Source organism: Mesorhizobium sp. M0019 (assembly GCF_040323975.1).
Classification (GTDB): Bacteria; Pseudomonadota; Alphaproteobacteria; order Rhizobiales; family Rhizobiaceae; genus Mesorhizobium.
Window position 1 is genome coordinate 177,136 of record NZ_JAMYVK010000003.1, and the last position, 14,830, is coordinate 191,965.

The 14,830-nt window shown below is 62.6% G+C and carries 16 protein-coding genes and 1 riboswitch; of the genes, 13 read left to right on the forward strand and 3 right to left on the reverse strand.

Features of this window, described 5'->3' with window-relative positions; translation table 11 throughout:
* Nucleotides 1-6: 6 nt before the first annotated feature.
* The 3 genes from cobW to NKK47_RS04340 form a co-directional block, all read right to left on the reverse strand.
* Complete coding sequence (gene cobW, locus NKK47_RS04330; protein WP_352458248.1) at nucleotides 7-1,047, reverse strand: cobalamin biosynthesis protein CobW; 1,041 nt, start codon at nucleotides 1,045-1,047, stop codon at nucleotides 7-9.
* On the reverse strand, nucleotides 1,044-1,478 hold the full coding sequence (locus NKK47_RS04335; protein WP_352458247.1) for a DUF1636 family protein: 435 nt from the start codon (nucleotides 1,476-1,478) through the stop codon (nucleotides 1,044-1,046). The genes cobW and NKK47_RS04335 overlap by 4 nt, the downstream gene beginning before the upstream one ends.
* 38 nt (nucleotides 1,479-1,516) lie before the next feature.
* Nucleotides 1,517-1,720, reverse strand: a riboswitch (cobalamin riboswitch).
* Between the two features lie 29 nt (nucleotides 1,721-1,749).
* On the reverse strand, nucleotides 1,750-2,949 hold the full coding sequence (locus NKK47_RS04340; protein WP_352575197.1) for a winged helix-turn-helix domain-containing protein: 1,200 nt from the start codon (nucleotides 2,947-2,949) through the stop codon (nucleotides 1,750-1,752).
* A 336-nt stretch (nucleotides 2,950-3,285) separates the two neighbouring features.
* Between NKK47_RS04340 and NKK47_RS04345 the strand changes: the two genes are divergently transcribed.
* The 13 genes from NKK47_RS04345 (at nucleotide 3,286) to nuoK (ending at nucleotide 14,823) form a co-directional block, all read left to right on the forward strand.
* Nucleotides 3,286-3,651 (forward strand): NADH-quinone oxidoreductase subunit A, encoded by a 366-nt coding sequence (locus NKK47_RS04345; RefSeq protein WP_023676631.1) that lies wholly within the window; start codon nucleotides 3,286-3,288, stop codon nucleotides 3,649-3,651.
* Entirely contained in the window at nucleotides 3,642-4,223 is a 582-nt protein-coding gene (locus NKK47_RS04350) for a NuoB/complex I 20 kDa subunit family protein (protein ID WP_023670824.1), read from the forward strand. The genes NKK47_RS04345 and NKK47_RS04350 overlap by 10 nt, the downstream gene beginning before the upstream one ends.
* Nucleotides 4,224-4,228: 5 nt before the next feature.
* A complete protein-coding gene (locus NKK47_RS04355; RefSeq protein WP_023676630.1) occupies nucleotides 4,229-4,831 on the forward strand; it encodes an NADH-quinone oxidoreductase subunit C in 603 nt (200 codons plus the stop codon).
* A 21-nt stretch (nucleotides 4,832-4,852) separates the two neighbouring features.
* Nucleotides 4,853-5,248, forward strand: coding sequence for a four helix bundle protein (locus tag NKK47_RS04360; RefSeq protein WP_352575199.1), 396 nt, complete (start codon nucleotides 4,853-4,855; stop codon nucleotides 5,246-5,248).
* Between the two features lie 51 nt (nucleotides 5,249-5,299).
* Nucleotides 5,300-6,490 carry an NADH-quinone oxidoreductase subunit D gene (locus NKK47_RS04365; protein ID WP_023676629.1) on the forward strand — a complete coding sequence of 397 codons (1,191 nt, stop codon included), beginning with the start codon at nucleotides 5,300-5,302 and terminating at the stop codon, nucleotides 6,488-6,490.
* Nucleotides 6,491-6,925: 435 nt separating this feature from the next.
* Complete coding sequence (gene nuoE / locus NKK47_RS04370; protein ID WP_352575201.1) at nucleotides 6,926-7,993, forward strand: NADH-quinone oxidoreductase subunit NuoE; 1,068 nt, start codon at nucleotides 6,926-6,928, stop codon at nucleotides 7,991-7,993.
* Nucleotides 7,994-8,003: 10 nt separating this feature from the next.
* On the forward strand, nucleotides 8,004-9,308 hold the full coding sequence (gene nuoF / locus NKK47_RS04375; RefSeq protein WP_023676626.1) for an NADH-quinone oxidoreductase subunit NuoF: 1,305 nt from the start codon (nucleotides 8,004-8,006) through the stop codon (nucleotides 9,306-9,308).
* A gap of 77 nt (nucleotides 9,309-9,385) precedes the next feature.
* Entirely contained in the window at nucleotides 9,386-10,081 is a 696-nt protein-coding gene (locus tag NKK47_RS04380; RefSeq protein ID WP_352575203.1) for a helix-hairpin-helix domain-containing protein, read from the forward strand.
* A gap of 74 nt (nucleotides 10,082-10,155) precedes the next feature.
* Complete coding sequence (gene nuoG, locus NKK47_RS04385; RefSeq protein WP_352575205.1) at nucleotides 10,156-12,237, forward strand: NADH-quinone oxidoreductase subunit NuoG; 2,082 nt, start codon at nucleotides 10,156-10,158, stop codon at nucleotides 12,235-12,237.
* 2 nt (nucleotides 12,238-12,239) lie between these two features.
* On the forward strand, nucleotides 12,240-13,283 hold the full coding sequence (gene nuoH, locus NKK47_RS04390) for an NADH-quinone oxidoreductase subunit NuoH (protein ID WP_352450011.1): 1,044 nt from the start codon (nucleotides 12,240-12,242) through the stop codon (nucleotides 13,281-13,283).
* The gene (gene nuoI / locus NKK47_RS04395) at nucleotides 13,283-13,774 is read left to right on the forward strand and encodes an NADH-quinone oxidoreductase subunit NuoI (protein ID WP_254818109.1); all 492 of its coding nucleotides are present in this window, start codon (nucleotides 13,283-13,285) and stop codon (nucleotides 13,772-13,774) included. Before nuoH ends, nuoI begins: the two co-directional genes overlap by 1 nt.
* A 118-nt stretch (nucleotides 13,775-13,892) precedes the next feature.
* The gene (locus NKK47_RS04400; RefSeq protein WP_352575207.1) at nucleotides 13,893-14,513 is read left to right on the forward strand and encodes an NADH-quinone oxidoreductase subunit J; all 621 of its coding nucleotides are present in this window, start codon (nucleotides 13,893-13,895) and stop codon (nucleotides 14,511-14,513) included.
* Nucleotide 14,514: 1 nt separating this feature from the next.
* Nucleotides 14,515-14,823 carry an NADH-quinone oxidoreductase subunit NuoK gene (nuoK, locus tag NKK47_RS04405; protein ID WP_023676620.1) on the forward strand — a complete coding sequence of 103 codons (309 nt, stop codon included), beginning with the start codon at nucleotides 14,515-14,517 and terminating at the stop codon, nucleotides 14,821-14,823.
* The last annotated feature ends 7 nt before the right edge of the window (nucleotides 14,824-14,830 follow it).

The following is a 14,830-nucleotide window of genomic DNA, read 5'->3' on the forward strand; positions in this document are numbered from 1 at the left end:
CCTGGGTCAGCCGGCGAGGATACGCTCGATGGCCGGGCGGTTCAGCCCTTTCAGGCCGATGACGACCAGGCGCGAGCGGCGGTCGTCTTCGGCGGTCCAGGCGCGGTCGTAATAGTGGTTGACGCGCGGACCGACGGCCTGCAGCAGGAGCCGCATCGGCTTGCCGCCGACTTCGACGAAACCCTTGACGCGCAACACGTTTTCTTCCTCCGCCGCCGTGGCGACCCGTTGTGCGAGCTCGTCCGGGTTGGACACAGACGTGATGTCGATGACGAACGAGTCAAAATCGTCATGTTCGTGGTCGAGCTCGTCGTCGTGGTGGGTCTTGCGGTTCTCGATGTCGTCCTCGACGGCGAGGCCGAGGCCGAGCAGCACCGACGGGTCGACCTTGCCTTGCGAAGTCGGCACGATCTTCACCGCCCGAGCAACGTGCTTGCCGATGACGGCATTGGCACGGACCGAGCCGGCTGCGTCCATCAGGTCGCTCTTCGACAGGATGATCAGGTCGGCGCAGGCGAGCTGGTCTTCGAACACTTCCTCGACCGGATCGTCATGGTCGAGCGTCTCGTCCTGCGCGCGCTGGGCCTGCAGGGCGTCCATGTCGTTGGCTACGCGGCCATCAGCCAGCGCCGGTCCGTCGACCACGGCAATGACGCCGTCCACCGTCACGCGGCTTTTCACCGACGGCCACTGGAAGGCCTGGACCAGCGGCTTGGGCAAAGCGAGGCCGGATGTCTCGATCAGGATGTGGTCGACCCTCGGCGTCAGCGACAGGATCTGGTCCAGCGCCGGGACGAAATCATCGGCGACGGTGCAGCAGATGCAACCATTGGCCAGCTCGACGATGTTTTCCTCGGGGCAGGTGTCGATGGCGCAGCCCTTCAGGATCTCGCCGTCGATGCCGATGTCGCCGAACTCGTTGACGATGATGGCCAGGCGCTTGCCTTTGGCGTTTTCGAGCAAATGGCGGATCAACGTCGTCTTGCCGGCGCCGAGAAAGCCGGTGACCACGGTGCAGGGAACGCGCGAAAGGGAGGCAGCGGTCATGTCAGGTCCTTCAAAAGGTCAAGGGGAGGGATGCGGGCAACCAGGCCGCGCTTCAGGCAATCGGGACGGCCGCGCCATGGAATGAGCCCATCCGTCGAGGTGGCGAACAGCTTTGCCCCGGTGACGAGATCGGCGCCGCTGGTCGTGGTCAGATCACCGAAGACGTAACTCCAGCAGCCGTCGCGCAGCATGGCCGCGCTGAGCCGGCGCTTGCAATTGCCGAGGCATTCGACGGTACGGATTTTGATGTTTTCGCTGGAAGCGGCGCGGCGCGTGTCCTCTGCGAGCAGTTCGCCGGCGCGCGGATGAGCGTCCGAACCGGTCTCGTCACGGCAGGACGAGCAGACGATGACGGTAACGCCGGCCGGGGAATCACCATGGCCGGACAATAAATCCGCTGTCTCAGCCGGAAAACTGCTGTCGCGTTCCAAATCAGGCTCCTTGCCCGGAAAACCCGCCAGGCGATCGGATTCTTATGTCCTAGACGGCAGGTCTCCTGGCTCGCGGGTCATCGCCTGGGTGCCGCCTTCCCGGGAATATCCCAGTGGTTTTCGGCCGAGGCTCGTCGCTTACAGTTGCGGGGACAGCCGCGGATTTGAAATCGAGATTTCGCACCGCATTCCCTCTTGGCCCCTGCCGTTGCGGGCAGGGGACCGTCTGGAACGGATTTAGGCTTGTGGAGGCAGTCGTGTCAACGCACGTCTATGACGCGGCGATATCCGCTAGCGGCTGGCCAAGGTCGCCGGCAGCTGTCACCTCGATGCGCTCAAGCCCGAGCCAGCCCTGCATCTGCTTCAATTCCTCGAAGAGTTCGGCAGCGGTTTGTGGCGGGGCGCCGGGCTCCGCATAGGCGGCATGGACGCGCAATACGCCGGCCGGGCGGTCGGCCCTGAGGTCGACACGCCCGACGATGCTGTCGCCGAGCAGGAATGGCAGCACATAATAGCCATACCGGCGCTTTTCGGCCGGCGTGTAGATCTCGATGCGGTAGTGGAAATCGAACAACCGCTCGGTGCGCGATCGTTCGAAGACGACGGGATCGAACGGCGCGAGCAAGGCGCGCGCCTCGATCTTGCGCGGCAAACGGGCGTCCTTGTGGAGATAGGCTGTTTTGTTCCAGCCGTCGACGCTCACCGGCAACAGCTCGCCGGCCTCGACCAGCTCCTCGATGCGGCCCTTGATGTCGGCGGGCGAGAGGCGGAAATAGTCGCGCAGGTCGCCTGCCGTGGCGATGCCGTGGGCACGGGCCGAGATGCGCAGCAATTCGCGGTGAGCGTCTTCGGGGGAGGGCGTTGGCAGACTCAGTATTGTTGGCGGCAGCACGCGCTCCGGCAGATCGTAGAACCGTTCGAAGCCGCGGCGATGCGCCGTGGTGATGCGGCCGGCCCAGAACAGCCATTCGAAGGCGTGCTTTGCATGGCTCCAGCCCCACCAGCCGCCCGAACCCTTCTGCCCTTCGAAAGCCGACGCCGCGATCGGGCCTCGTTCGGCGACCTCGCGATAGATGTCTTCGATATAGGCGGCGTGCTCGCGGCCCCATTTGGCCAGTCCGCTGTACATTTGGTCGCCGCGTTCGGCCCGCTGCATGCGCCAGCGCATCAGCGGATAGGTCTCGACCGGCAAGAACGAGGCTTCATGCGCCCAATACTCGAAGACCATGCGCTTGCGCGTTACGGCGGCGTCGTCGAGCAGCGCCAGCTTGTAGGGGCCAAGCCGCGAATAGAGCGGCATATAGTGGGCGCGCACCACGGCGCTGACGGAATCGATCTGCAGCAGGCCGGTACGGGCAAGCACGCGGGCCAGATGCCGGCGGTCGGGTGTACCGGCGGGTCGGGGGTCATTGAATCCCTGTGCCGCCAGCGCGATGCGGCGGGCCGTGGCAAGCGAGATTTTTTCCTTCATGAAGGCGGCATCCGGACAATTTTAGACAGAGAAAATGACCTACGATTCCGTGCCATGCTAGCAGGGTTTTGGCGGCATCCATGTCAGGAGAGAAAAGTGGAGTAAAAAGTGCAGGAAATCAAACAGGAGCGGATCGGACCAGTTTTCCCGGATATGCCCGTCCAGCACCGCGATTTGAACAAGGTTTGACTTGCTTCGCCGAAAGCGCTGCGCTAACCCTCGCCGCGTTGCAGCATAGAGCCCCCTTAAAACGGTTCAGTGGTTAAACTGTCACGCTTCCGCAAGTGGGTCCGGTGCTGTAATCAGAGTGGATTGGCCGCCAACGGAAACTGCAGCATGAACGCACTTTTAGGTTCGTACCTGCCCATCGTCCTGTTCATCGGCGTGGCGCTGATCGTCGGGCTGGCGCTGCTCGCCGCACCCTTCCTGGTGGCCTACCGCAACCCCGATCCGGAAAAGCTTTCGGCCTATGAGTGCGGCTTCAACTCGTTCGACGACGCCCGCATGAAGTTCGATATCCGCTTCTACCTGGTATCGATCCTGTTCATCATCTTCGATCTGGAGGTGGCCTTCCTGTTTCCTTGGGCGGTGTCGTTCAGTCAGATCGGCATGCTCGGTTTCTGGTCGATGATGGTGTTTTTGGCGGTGCTGACCATCGGCTTTGCCTATGAATGGAAAAAAGGAGCGCTGGAATGGGATTGAACGACAGTTCCGGCACGCTCGTCGCGCCGAAGCCCAAGGGCCTCATCGACCCCAACACCGGCAGGCCGGTAGGGTCTGACGATCCATTCTTCCTGGAGATCAACAACGAGCTCGCCGACAAGGGCTTTCTCGTCACCTCGACCGAGGCGCTGATCACCTGGGCGCGCAGCGGCTCGTTGATGTTCATGACCTTCGGTCTCGCCTGCTGCGCGGTCGAGATGATCCATACGTCGATGCCGCGCTATGACTCGGAGAGGTTCGGTGTCGCGCCGCGCGCGTCTCCGCGTCAGTCCGACATCATGATCGTTGCCGGCACGCTGACCAACAAGATGGCGCCGGCGCTGCGCAAGGTCTACGATCAGATGCCGGAGCCGCGCTACGTCATCTCGATGGGCTCCTGCGCCAATGGCGGCGGCTATTATCATTATTCCTATTCGGTGGTGCGCGGCTGCGACCGCATCGTGCCGGTCGACATCTACGTGCCCGGCTGCCCGCCGAGCGCTGAAGCGCTGCTTTACGGCATCCTTCTGCTGCAGAAGAAGATCCGCCGCACCGGCACGATCGAGCGGTGAGCGGCATGACCCAGGCGTTGAATGACCTCTCGACCTATCTCGGCGAGAAGCTGATCGGCCGGATCGGCGTGGCGGTGCTCGCCTATGGCGAACTCACCATCTCGGTCGAGCCGCGCGACCTGATCGAGGTGGTGACCTTCCTGCGCGACGACCCGAAATGCCAGTTCATTTCGATCATCGACGTTTGCGGCGCCGATTATCCATCGCGCGCAAAGCGCTTCGATGTGGTCTATCATTTGCTGTCGCCGAGACAGAATATCCGCGTCCGCATCAAGGTCCAGGCCGACGAAGAGACGCTGGTGCCGTCGATCACCGGAATTTATCCCGGCGCCGACTGGTTCGAGCGCGAGACCTACGATCTCTACGGCGTGCTGTTTTCAGGCCATCCGGATCTGCGCCGGATTCTGACCGATTACGGCTTTGAAGGCCATCCACTGCGCAAGGACTTTCCGCTGACCGGCTTCGTCGAGGTGCGTTACGACGACGAAGCCAAGCGCGTCATCTACGAGCCGGTGGAGCTCAAGCAGGAATTCCGCAATTTCGATTTTCTCAGCCCTTGGGAGGGGACGGATTACGTCCTTCCGGGCGACGAGAAGGCAAAGCAGTGAGTGGTGAATTGTGAATAGTGAATGGAAAAGCGGGATGGAACGTCCGGGAAAATCAACGACTATCGAGATCTGAACGTATGGAAGGATTCGATGGTATTGGCTGCGGACATCTATCTCGCGACGAAAGCATTCCCGCGAGAGGAAATGTTCGGCATGACATCCCAGATGCGGCGCGCGGTATCGTCGATACCGGCAAATATCGCCGAGGGTTTCGGCCGCGGTCAGCGCAAGCCCTTCGTTCAGTTCCTTCGTATTGCGCAAGGTTCGTTGAAGGAACTGGAAACCCATACGCTTCTTTCGATGAGCGTGGGACTGTTGGACGAGAAGAGTGCAGGGCTGTTGTCGGTCAGGTTCGAGAAGTTAGGGAAGATGATGCGTTCGTTCATTCGATCGCTGGAGGTCGATTCAGGCCAATGACTATTCACCATTCACCATTCACCATTCACGTGGCGCGCGAGCAACACGCTCATGGCTGAAACCTCCGTTCGCAACTTCAACATCAATTTTGGCCCGCAACATCCCGCGGCGCATGGCGTTTTGCGTCTGGTGCTGGAGCTTGACGGCGAAGTCGTCGATCGCGTCGATCCACATATCGGGCTGTTGCACCGCGGCACGGAAAAGCTGATCGAGGCCAAGACTTATCTGCAGGCCGTGCCCTATCTCGACCGGCTCGATTATTGCGCGCCGATGAACCAGGAGCATGCCTTTGCGCTTGCCGCCGAGCGTCTGCTCGGCATCGAGGTGCCGAAGCGCGGCCAGTTGATCCGAGTGCTCTATTCGGAAATCGGCCGCATCATGTCGCACATCCTCAACGTGACGACGCAGGCGATGGATGTCGGCGCGCTGACGCCGCCGCTGTGGGGCTTCGTCGAACGCGAAAAGCTGATGGTGTTCTATGAGCGTGCCAGCGGCTCGCGCATGCATGCCGCCTATTTCCGCCCCGGCGGCGTCCACCAGGACCTGCCGCAGAAGCTGATCGAGGACATCGGCAGCTGGATCGACCCGTTCCTGAAATCGCTCGACGACCTCGACTCGCTCTTGACCGGCAACCGCATCTTCAAGCAGCGCAATGTCGACATCGCGACGGTGTCTCTGGCCGACGCCTGGGCCTGGGGTTTTTCGGGCGTCATGGTGCGCGGCTCGGGTGCACCCTGGGACCTGCGCAAATCGCAGCCCTATGAATGTTACGCCGAGATGGATTTCGACATTCCGATCGGCAAGAACGGCGACTGTTTCGACCGTTATCTGGTGCGCATGGAAGAGATGCGCCAGTCGGCCAAGATCATGCGCCAGTGCGTCGACCTGTTGCTCGGCAAGGAAGGCAGCGGGCCGGTGTCGAACCTCGACGGCAAGGTGGTGCCGCCGAAGCGTGCGGCGATGAAGCGCTCGATGGAAGCGCTGATCCATCACTTCAAGCTCTACACCGAAGGCTACCGCGTGCCGGCCGGCGAGGTCTATGCGGCCGTCGAGGCGCCGAAAGGCGAGTTCGGCGTCTATCTCGTCTCCGACGGCACCAACAAGCCCTACCGCTGCAAGCTGCGCGCGCCCGGCTTCGCGCATCTCCAGGCCATGGACTTTTTGTGTCGCGGCCACATGTTGGCCGACGTCACCGCCGTGTTGGGTTCACTCGACATCGTGTTTGGTGAGGTCGATCGGTGATGATGGGAATGGCTCGACCGTCAAAGGCGTTTCTGGCCGCGGCATGCCTTGCGGCTTCCGCTGAAGTGTCGCTTGCTGGGTCCGGTGAGGGTCCCTCGTCAACCGATCTTCTCAAAGAGGGGTTCAAGCTTATTGCAGAAGGCGATCTGCTTACAGTCCGTGGCTTGAGCACCCAGACCCCAGCAATGGATGAGGGCATTCTTGTCCATGGCCGGCCGTCGACATCGTCCAACTGCGCGGTTCATGACAACCTCGTAGCGTCATTGATCCCCGAAGAATATCGTTGCAAGCCAATAGCTTGGGTGTATAGCCGCTATGACGGATACATCCGCCTGAAGCGTGGAAATGAAGAGTTCGTATGCGTTTTGGGGCGATCCGAGGATTGCTATCGTGCCTATGGCTCCAGCCAGTAGAAACCGAAGAAGCGAAATCGCAATGTCAGTCCGCCGTCTCGCAGAAGCCAGCCTCCAGCCAGCCTCCTTCGCCTTCAACCGGGCGAATGCGGCGGCGGCGAAGCAGTGGATCAAGAAATATCCGAAGGGGCGCGAACAGTCTGCGATCATTCCCTTGCTGATGCTGGCGCAGGAACAGGAAGGCTGGGTGACCAAGGCGGCGATCGAGACGATCTCCGACATGCTCGACATGCCCTATATCCGTGGGCTGGAAGTCGCCACCTTCTATACGCAATACCAGCTCAATCCGGTCGGCACGCGCGCTCATATCCAGGTCTGCGGCACCACGCCCTGCATGCTGCGCGGCTCGGAAGCGCTGATGGATGTGTGCCGCTCGAAAATCCATCACGACCAATTCCACACCAACGACAAGGGCACGCTGTCGTGGGAAGAGGTCGAATGCCTCGGCGCCTGCGTCAACGCACCGATGGTGATGATCTTTAGGGATACTTTTGAGGATTTGACGCCGGAGCGGCTTGCCGAGATCATCGACCTCTATGACGCCGGCAAAGGTGCTTCGGTGACGCCAGGACCGCAAAACGGCCGCATCACCTCGGAGCCGGCCAGCGGCCTGACGACCCTCAAGAGCGAAAAGGCGATCCTCAAGGCGACCCGCGACCGGGAAACCAGGGCGGCGACCAAGGCCGCCAAGGATGCAGAGCCGGCGGCTGCCGCCGCAGCACCAGTTCCGCCAGCGGCTTCGGCCGCGCCTGCACCGGCGCCGGTTGCGCCCTCGAATGCCAGCAAGCCGAAAACCGATGCGGTCGAGACCAGCCCGGCGCTGAAATCGCCATCGGCGACAAAAGTCGCGCCCGCGGTGGAGAAGGCGGCGAGCGTCGCAGCGCCTCTGCATTCGGCCGCCAATGCCAACAAGGCCGAGCCGCAGGTCGAGGACGTCTCGAAACAGCGCAAGGGCCCCAAGAACAAGGCCGAGCCGGCGTCTGCCTTCAAGGCGCCGGAGGCCAAGGTTAAACCGGCGAAGGCTGTCGCCAAGGCGGCCAAGCCGTCGCCCGAAAACAGGAGCCGGCCGACCGGCAAGAAGCCGGTCTGAGGAACGAGCAATGCTTCAGGACAGAGACCGCATCTTCAACAATATCTACGGCCGCTTCGACAAGTCGCTGGCCGGCGCCATGGCGCGCGGCGCCTGGGACAACACGCCCGGCATCGTTGCCAAGGGGCGCGAGTGGATCGTCAACGAGATGAAGGCATCGGGCCTGCGCGGCCGCGGCGGTGCCGGTTTCCCGACCGGGCTGAAATGGTCGTTCATGCCCAAACAAAGCGACGGCCGGCCGAGCTATCTCGTCGTCAATGCCGACGAGTCCGAGCCCGGTACCTGCAAGGACCGCGACATACTGCGCCATGACCCGCACACGCTGGTCGAAGGCTGCCTGCTTGCGGGCTTCGCCATGGGCGCGGTCGCCGCCTACATCTATGTGCGCGGCGAGTTCATCCGCGAGCGCGAGGCGCTGCAACGCGCCATAGACGAGGCCTATGCGGCCAAGCTGATCGGCAAGAACAATACCTCCGGCTACGATTTCGACATCTACATGCACCATGGCGCCGGCGCCTATATCTGCGGCGAGGAAACGGCGCTGCTCGAAAGCCTCGAGGGCAAGAAGGGCCAGCCGCGGCTGAAGCCGCCGTTTCCGGCCAATGTCGGCCTCTATGGCTGCCCGACGACGGTCAACAATGTCGAGTCCATCGCTGTCGCGCCAACCATCCTGCGCCGCGGTGCGGCCTGGTTCTCGTCCTTCGGCCGGCCCAACAATGTCGGCACCAAGCTGTTCTGCATCTCCGGCCACGTCAACAATCCGTGCACCGTCGAAGAGGCGATGTCGATCCCGTTCCGCGAACTGATCGAGACGCATTGCGGCGGCATTCGCGGCGGCTGGGACAATCTGCTGGCGGTCATTCCGGGCGGCGCCTCGGTGCCGCTGGTGCCGGCCGAGCAGATCATCGACGCGCCGATGGATTTCGACGCGCTGCGCGACCTGAAATCGGGCCTCGGCACGGCGGCTGTCATCGTCATGGACAAATCGACCGATATCGTAAAGGCGATCGCGCGGCTGTCCTATTTCTACAAGCACGAGAGCTGCGGCCAGTGCACGCCCTGCCGTGAGGGCACCGGCTGGATGTGGCGGGTGATGGAACGGCTGGTGCGCGGCGAGGCGCAGAAGCGCGAGATCGACATGCTGCTCGACGTGACGAAGCAGGTCGAGGGCCACACGATCTGTGCGCTGGGCGATGCGGCAGCATGGCCGATCCAGGGCCTGATGCGGCATTTCCGCGGCGAGGTGGAGCGGCGCATCGACGAGTTTTCGCGCAACGCGCACCGCGCCGAACCGGTGCTGGCGGCGGCGGAATAGAAGAATTCAAAATGCGGACGAATGTCCGACACGAGGAAACGAGCGCGGGGCAGACGGAAACGACCAGGAGACCACCTATGTCGCTGTTTTCGACACCCGACGATTTTACGCCCGATATGGACCCGTTGTTGAAGATGAACCAGGATCTGACCAGGATGATGCCGAAGGAGATGGCCAATGCCGTCAATCTCCTGGCGCATCCTGTCGCGGGCGCGGCGGCGATGACGGCACTCGGCATCGGCCTTGCCAACCACGCCTTTGGTATCTGGATGGGCGTGCTTTCAGGCGCGGCCGAGACCTCGCAGCGGCTTTGGCAGCCGGTCGCCGAGGATTTCGAGGCTCGAACGGAACGCGTTTCCGCGACCGGCAAAAGCTCATCGATAAAGGCGCGCGCGGCGACCAAAACCCTGATTGCCGAGGCGCAGTCCTTCGCCAACGATGTGACCGACATTGCGTCGAGCACCGCTGCGCGGAGCTTGGCGAATGCCAGCACCGTTGCAGCGGATGCGTCGGCCGGGCTGATGCCGGAGGATTTCAAGCAGCCCAGGCCGATGGACCGGCCCGCCGAGCCCGCCGACCTCAAGGCGATATCGGGCATCGGGCCGAAACTGGAAAAGGTGCTGAACGGCCTTGGCATCTGGACATACGCCCAGATCGCCGCGTGGACGCCGCAAGAAATCGCCTGGGTCGAAGATTACCTGTCGTTGAAGGGCCGCATCGGCCGTGACGGCTGGATCGGTCAGGCGGCCGCGTTGGCCGGGGCCAAAAAGTGAATTCAATATCGTGCGCGGTCTCGGCCGCGCCCGGAAGGAAAGATTGCGGAACGTCCGCAGGGGTTTGAGGCGAAATGGCAAAGCTCAAGGTCGACGGGAAAGAGATCACTGTACCCGACCATTACACGCTGCTGCAGGCGGCCGAGGACGCCGGCGCAGAAGTGCCGCGCTTCTGCTTCCACGAGCGGCTGTCGATCGCCGGCAATTGCCGCATGTGCCTAATTGAGGTGAAAGGCGGCCCGCCCAAGCCGCAGGCGTCCTGCGCCATGGGCGTGCGCGACCTGCGCCCCGGTCCGAATGGCGAGCCGCCGGAAATCTTCACCAACACGCCGATGGTCAAGAAGGCACGCGAAGGCGTGATGGAATTCCTGCTGATCAACCACCCGCTGGATTGCCCGATCTGCGATCAGGGCGGCGAGTGCGACCTGCAGGACCAGGCGATGGCGTTCGGCGTCGATTCCTCGCGCTACCATGAGAACAAGCGGGCGGTCGAAGACAAGTATATCGGGCCGCTGGTCAAGACGATCATGAACCGCTGCATCCATTGCACGCGCTGCGTCCGCTTCACCACCGAGATTGCCGGCATATCGGAACTCGGCCTGATCGGCCGCGGCGAAGATGCCGAGATCACCACCTATCTCGAAAGCGCGATGACTTCGGAACTGCAGGGCAATGTCATCGACCTTTGCCCGGTCGGTGCGCTGACCTCCAAACCTTACGCCTTCCAGGCACGGCCGTGGGAACTGACCAAGACAGAATCCATCGACGTGATGGACGCCGTCGGCTCGGCGATCCGCGTCGATAGCCGAGGCCGCGAAGTGATGCGCATCCTGCCGCGTACCAACGAGGCGGTGAACGAGGAATGGATTTCCGACAAGACCCGCTTCATCTGGGACGGCTTGCGCACGCAGCGCCTCGACCGCCCCTATGTGCGCAAGGATGGCAGACTGGCCCCGGCAAGCTGGGCCGAGGCTTTTGCCGCGATCAAGGAAGCGGTGTCGAATGCGGCACCCGACAAGATCGGTGCAATTGCCGGCGATCTTGCCGCCGTCGAGGAGATCTACGCGCTGAAGCTTCTGATGGCTTCGCTCGGCTCGAAGAACACCGACTGCCGCCAGGACGGCGCCGCACTCGATCCGTCGCTCGGCCGGGCGAGCTATGTGTTCAACCCGACCATCGAAGGCATCGAACAGGCCGATGCGGTGCTGATTATCGGCGCCAATCCGCGCTTCGAGGCATCCTTGCTCAACGCCCGCATCCGCAAGCGCTGGCGGGCCGGCAATCTGCCGGTCGGCGTCATCGGCGATGTCGGCGATACGCGCTATGATTACGAGCAGCTCGGCGCCGGGCCGGAATCGCTGAAGGATCTGGCCGACGGCAACGGCAAGTTCTTCCAGCTGCTGAAGAAGGCGACCCATCCGCTGATCATCGTCGGCCAGGGTGCGCTGGCGCGTCCGGACGGCGCGGCCGTGCTTGGCCAGGCGGCGAAGCTCGCCGTCGCCGTCAATGCCGCAAGGGCCGACTGGAACGGTTTTGCCGTGCTGCACACCGCCGCGGCACGCGTCGGCGGCCTCGATGTCGGGTTCGTGCCGGGCGAGGGCGGCAGGAATGTCGCCGGCATGCTGGGCGAGACCGATGTGCTGTTCCTGCTCGGTGCCGACGAAATCGACATGGCCAAGACCGGCGGCGCTTTCGTCGTCTATATCGGCACGCATGGCGACAAGGGCGCGCATCGCGCCAACGTCATCCTGCCGGGTGCCGCCTATACCGAGAAGTCGGGCACCTTCGTCAACACCGAGGGGCGCGTGCAGCAGACCAACCGGGCCGGCTTCGCGCCCGGCGAGGCGCGCGAGGACTGGGCGATCCTTCGGGCACTGTCGGATGTGCTCGGCAAGAAGCTGCCGTTCGATTCGCTGCCGCAGCTGCGCGCTAAGCTCTATGCGGAATACCCGCATCTTGCCCGCATCGACCATGTCGCGGCCGGCGACCCGGCCGACATCGCCAGGGTTGCCAAGCTCGGCGGGCGGCTGAACAAGGGCACCTTCACCTCGCCGGTCAAGGATTTCTACTTGACCAACCCGATCGCGCGGGCTTCCGCGGTGATGGCCGAGTGCTCGGCTTTGGCGAAAAACGGCTTCAGGCAGGCGGCGGAGTAGACATGGACACCTTCTTCTCCTTCTACGTGCTGCCGGCGCTGCTGATCCTTTTGAAGTCGGTCGTGCTGATCGTCGTTCTGTTGATCTTCGTCGCCTATGTGCTTTACGCCGACCGCAAGATCTGGGCGGCGGTGCAATTGCGCCGAGGCCCGAATGTCGTTGGCCCATGGGGCACGCTGCAGGCCTTCGCCGATCTGCTGAAATTCGTCTTCAAGGAACCGGTGATCCCGTCCGGCGCCAACAAGGGCGTTTTCCTGCTGGCGCCCTTGGTGTCGGCGGTGCTGGCGATCTCTGCCTGGGCGGTCATACCGGTCAATGAAGGCTGGGCGATCGCCAACGTCAATGTCGGCATCCTCTATGTCTTCGCCATCTCCTCGCTCGAGGTCTATGGCGTGATCATGGGCGGCTGGGCCTCCAATTCGAAATACCCCTTCCTCGGCGCACTGCGCTCGGCGGCGCAGATGGTGTCCTACGAAGTCTCCATCGGTTTCGTCATTGTCACCGTGCTGCTTTGCGTCGGCTCGCTCAACCTGTCCGACATCGTCTTGTCGCAACAGGACGGGCTGGGCACGCGGCTCGGCCTGCCCAACACCTTCCTCGACTGGCATTGGCTGTCGCTGTTCCCGATGTTCATCGTCTTCTTCATCTCGGCATTGGCCGAGACCAACCGGCCGCCCTTCGACCTTGTGGAAGCCGAATCGGAACTTGTCGCCGGCCATATGGTTGAATATTCCTCGACGCCGTTCCTGTTGTTCTTCCTCGGCGAATATGTCGCCGTCGTCCTGATGTGCGCGCTGGCCACCATATTGTTCCTCGGTGGCTGGCTGCCGCCCTTCAACTTCGCGCCGTTCACCTGGGTGCCGGGGCTGATCTGGTTCGTGCTCAAGGTCTGCCTGGTGTTCTTCATGTTCTCCATGGTGAAGGCGTTCGTGCCGCGCTACCGCTACGACCAGCTGATGCGGCTCGGCTGGAAGGTCTTCCTGCCGATCTCGCTGTTCATGGTGGTCGCTACCGCCGCTTTCCTCAAACTCACCGGGTTTGCCTGATGTCAGCATTATCCCAGGCCGCCAAGTCACTGCTTTTGCAGGATTTCGTCGGCGCTTTCTTCCTGTCGATGCGCCAGTTCTTCGCGCCGAAGGAGACGATCAACTATCCGCATGAGAAGGGGCCGGTCAGCCCGCGCTTCCGCGGCGAGCATGCGCTGCGCCGCTATCCGAACGGCGAGGAACGCTGCATCGCCTGCAAATTGTGCGAGGCGATCTGCCCGGCGCAGGCCATCACCATCGAGGCCGGCCCGCGCCGCAATGACGGCACGCGGCGCACGGTGCGCTACGACATCGACATGGTGAAATGCATTTACTGCGGCTTCTGCCAGGAAGCCTGCCCGGTCGACGCCATTGTCGAGGGCCCGAATTTCGAATTCGCGACGGAAACGCGCGAGGAGCTTTATTACGACAAGGACAGGCTCCTGGCCAATGGCGACCGCTGGGAGCGTGAACTGGCGCGCAACATCTCGCTGGATGCGCCTTACCGCTGATATTTGACGCATGGACGGGGCGAGGGGCCTCGTTTAAGGAACACGCAACTTGCCGACCGGAGGCGGTGGCAAAAAACAGGACGAACGTCCTGTTCTGACAGGAAACCCGAGGGAACCCATGCTGAGTGGACTAGAGGCGGCCTTTTTCTACCTCTTCGCCTTTGTCGCGGTGGCATCGGCGTTCATGGTCATTTCGGCGCGCAATCCCGTGCATTCGGTGCTGTTCCTGATCCTGACCTTCTTCAACGCCGCCGGCCTGTTCATGCTGACCGGCGCCGAGTTCCTGGCGATGATCCTGCTCGTCGTCTATGTCGGCGCGGTGCTGGTGCTGTTCCTGTTCGTCGTCATGATGCTCGACGTCGACTTCGCCGAAATGAAGGAAGGCGCCCTGCAATATGCACCGATCGGCGCGCTGGTCGGGCTGATCCTGGCGGCGGAGCTGATCGTGGTGCTCGGCGGCTATACATTCGCGCCGAAACTGGCGGCGACGGTCGCGAAACCCATTCCGGACCTGGCCGCGCGCTCCAACACGGCAGCGCTCGGCGACATCCTCTATACGGATTACCTCTATTACTTCCAGGTGGCTGGGTTGGTGCTGCTGGTCGCCATGATCGGCGCCATCGTGCTGACGCTGCGCCACAAGCCGGGCGTCAAGCGGCAGTCGATCGCCGCCCAGGTCGGCCGCACGGCGGCAACCGGAGTGGAAATCCGCAAGGTCAAGACGGGCGAAGGACTCTGAGATGGTCGTCGGCATCGCGCACTACCTGACCGTATCGGCGATCCTGTTTACGCTCGGCGTGTTCGGCATCTTCCTGAACCGCAGGAACGTCATCGTCATCCTGATGTCGATCGAGCTGATCCTGCTTGCGGTCAACATCAATTTCGTCGCCTTCTCGGCGGCGCTCGGCGATCTGGTCGGCCAGGTGTTCGCACTGTTCGTGCTGACGGTCGCGGCGGCCGAAGCGGCGATCGGCCTTGCCATTCTCGTCGTCTTCTTCCGCAACCGCGGCTCGATCGCGGTCGAAGACGTGAACATGATGAAGGGTTGACGGAACC

Excerpts from the sequence above, each read along its gene's own strand:
- NKK47_RS04355 (WP_023676630.1), top strand. The coding sequence starts at position 4,229 with ATGACCCAGGCGTTGAATGACCTCTCGACCTATCTCGGCGAGAAGCTG.
- NKK47_RS04380 (WP_352575203.1), top strand. The coding sequence starts at position 9,386 with ATGTCGCTGTTTTCGACACCCGACGATTTTACGCCCGATATGGACCCG.
- NKK47_RS04400 (WP_352575207.1), top strand. The coding sequence starts at position 13,893 with ATGCTGAGTGGACTAGAGGCGGCCTTTTTCTACCTCTTCGCCTTTGTC.
- nuoG (WP_352575205.1), top strand. The coding sequence starts at position 10,156 with ATGGCAAAGCTCAAGGTCGACGGGAAAGAGATCACTGTACCCGACCAT.
- NKK47_RS04360 (WP_352575199.1), top strand. The coding sequence starts at position 4,853 with ATGGAAAAGCGGGATGGAACGTCCGGGAAAATCAACGACTATCGAGAT.
- nuoI (WP_254818109.1), top strand. The coding sequence starts at position 13,283 with ATGTCAGCATTATCCCAGGCCGCCAAGTCACTGCTTTTGCAGGATTTC.
- NKK47_RS04365 (WP_023676629.1), top strand. The coding sequence starts at position 5,300 with ATGGCTGAAACCTCCGTTCGCAACTTCAACATCAATTTTGGCCCGCAA.
- nuoH (WP_352450011.1), top strand. The coding sequence starts at position 12,240 with ATGGACACCTTCTTCTCCTTCTACGTGCTGCCGGCGCTGCTGATCCTT.
- NKK47_RS04340 (WP_352575197.1), bottom strand. The coding sequence starts at position 2,949 with ATGAAGGAAAAAATCTCGCTTGCCACGGCCCGCCGCATCGCGCTGGCG.
- NKK47_RS04350 (WP_023670824.1), top strand. The coding sequence starts at position 3,642 with ATGGGATTGAACGACAGTTCCGGCACGCTCGTCGCGCCGAAGCCCAAG.
- NKK47_RS04345 (WP_023676631.1), top strand. The coding sequence starts at position 3,286 with ATGAACGCACTTTTAGGTTCGTACCTGCCCATCGTCCTGTTCATCGGC.
- cobW (WP_352458248.1), bottom strand. The coding sequence starts at position 1,047 with ATGACCGCTGCCTCCCTTTCGCGCGTTCCCTGCACCGTGGTCACCGGC.
- nuoF (WP_023676626.1), top strand. The coding sequence starts at position 8,004 with ATGCTTCAGGACAGAGACCGCATCTTCAACAATATCTACGGCCGCTTC.
- nuoK (WP_023676620.1), top strand. The coding sequence starts at position 14,515 with ATGGTCGTCGGCATCGCGCACTACCTGACCGTATCGGCGATCCTGTTT.
- nuoE (WP_352575201.1), top strand. The coding sequence starts at position 6,926 with ATGTCAGTCCGCCGTCTCGCAGAAGCCAGCCTCCAGCCAGCCTCCTTC.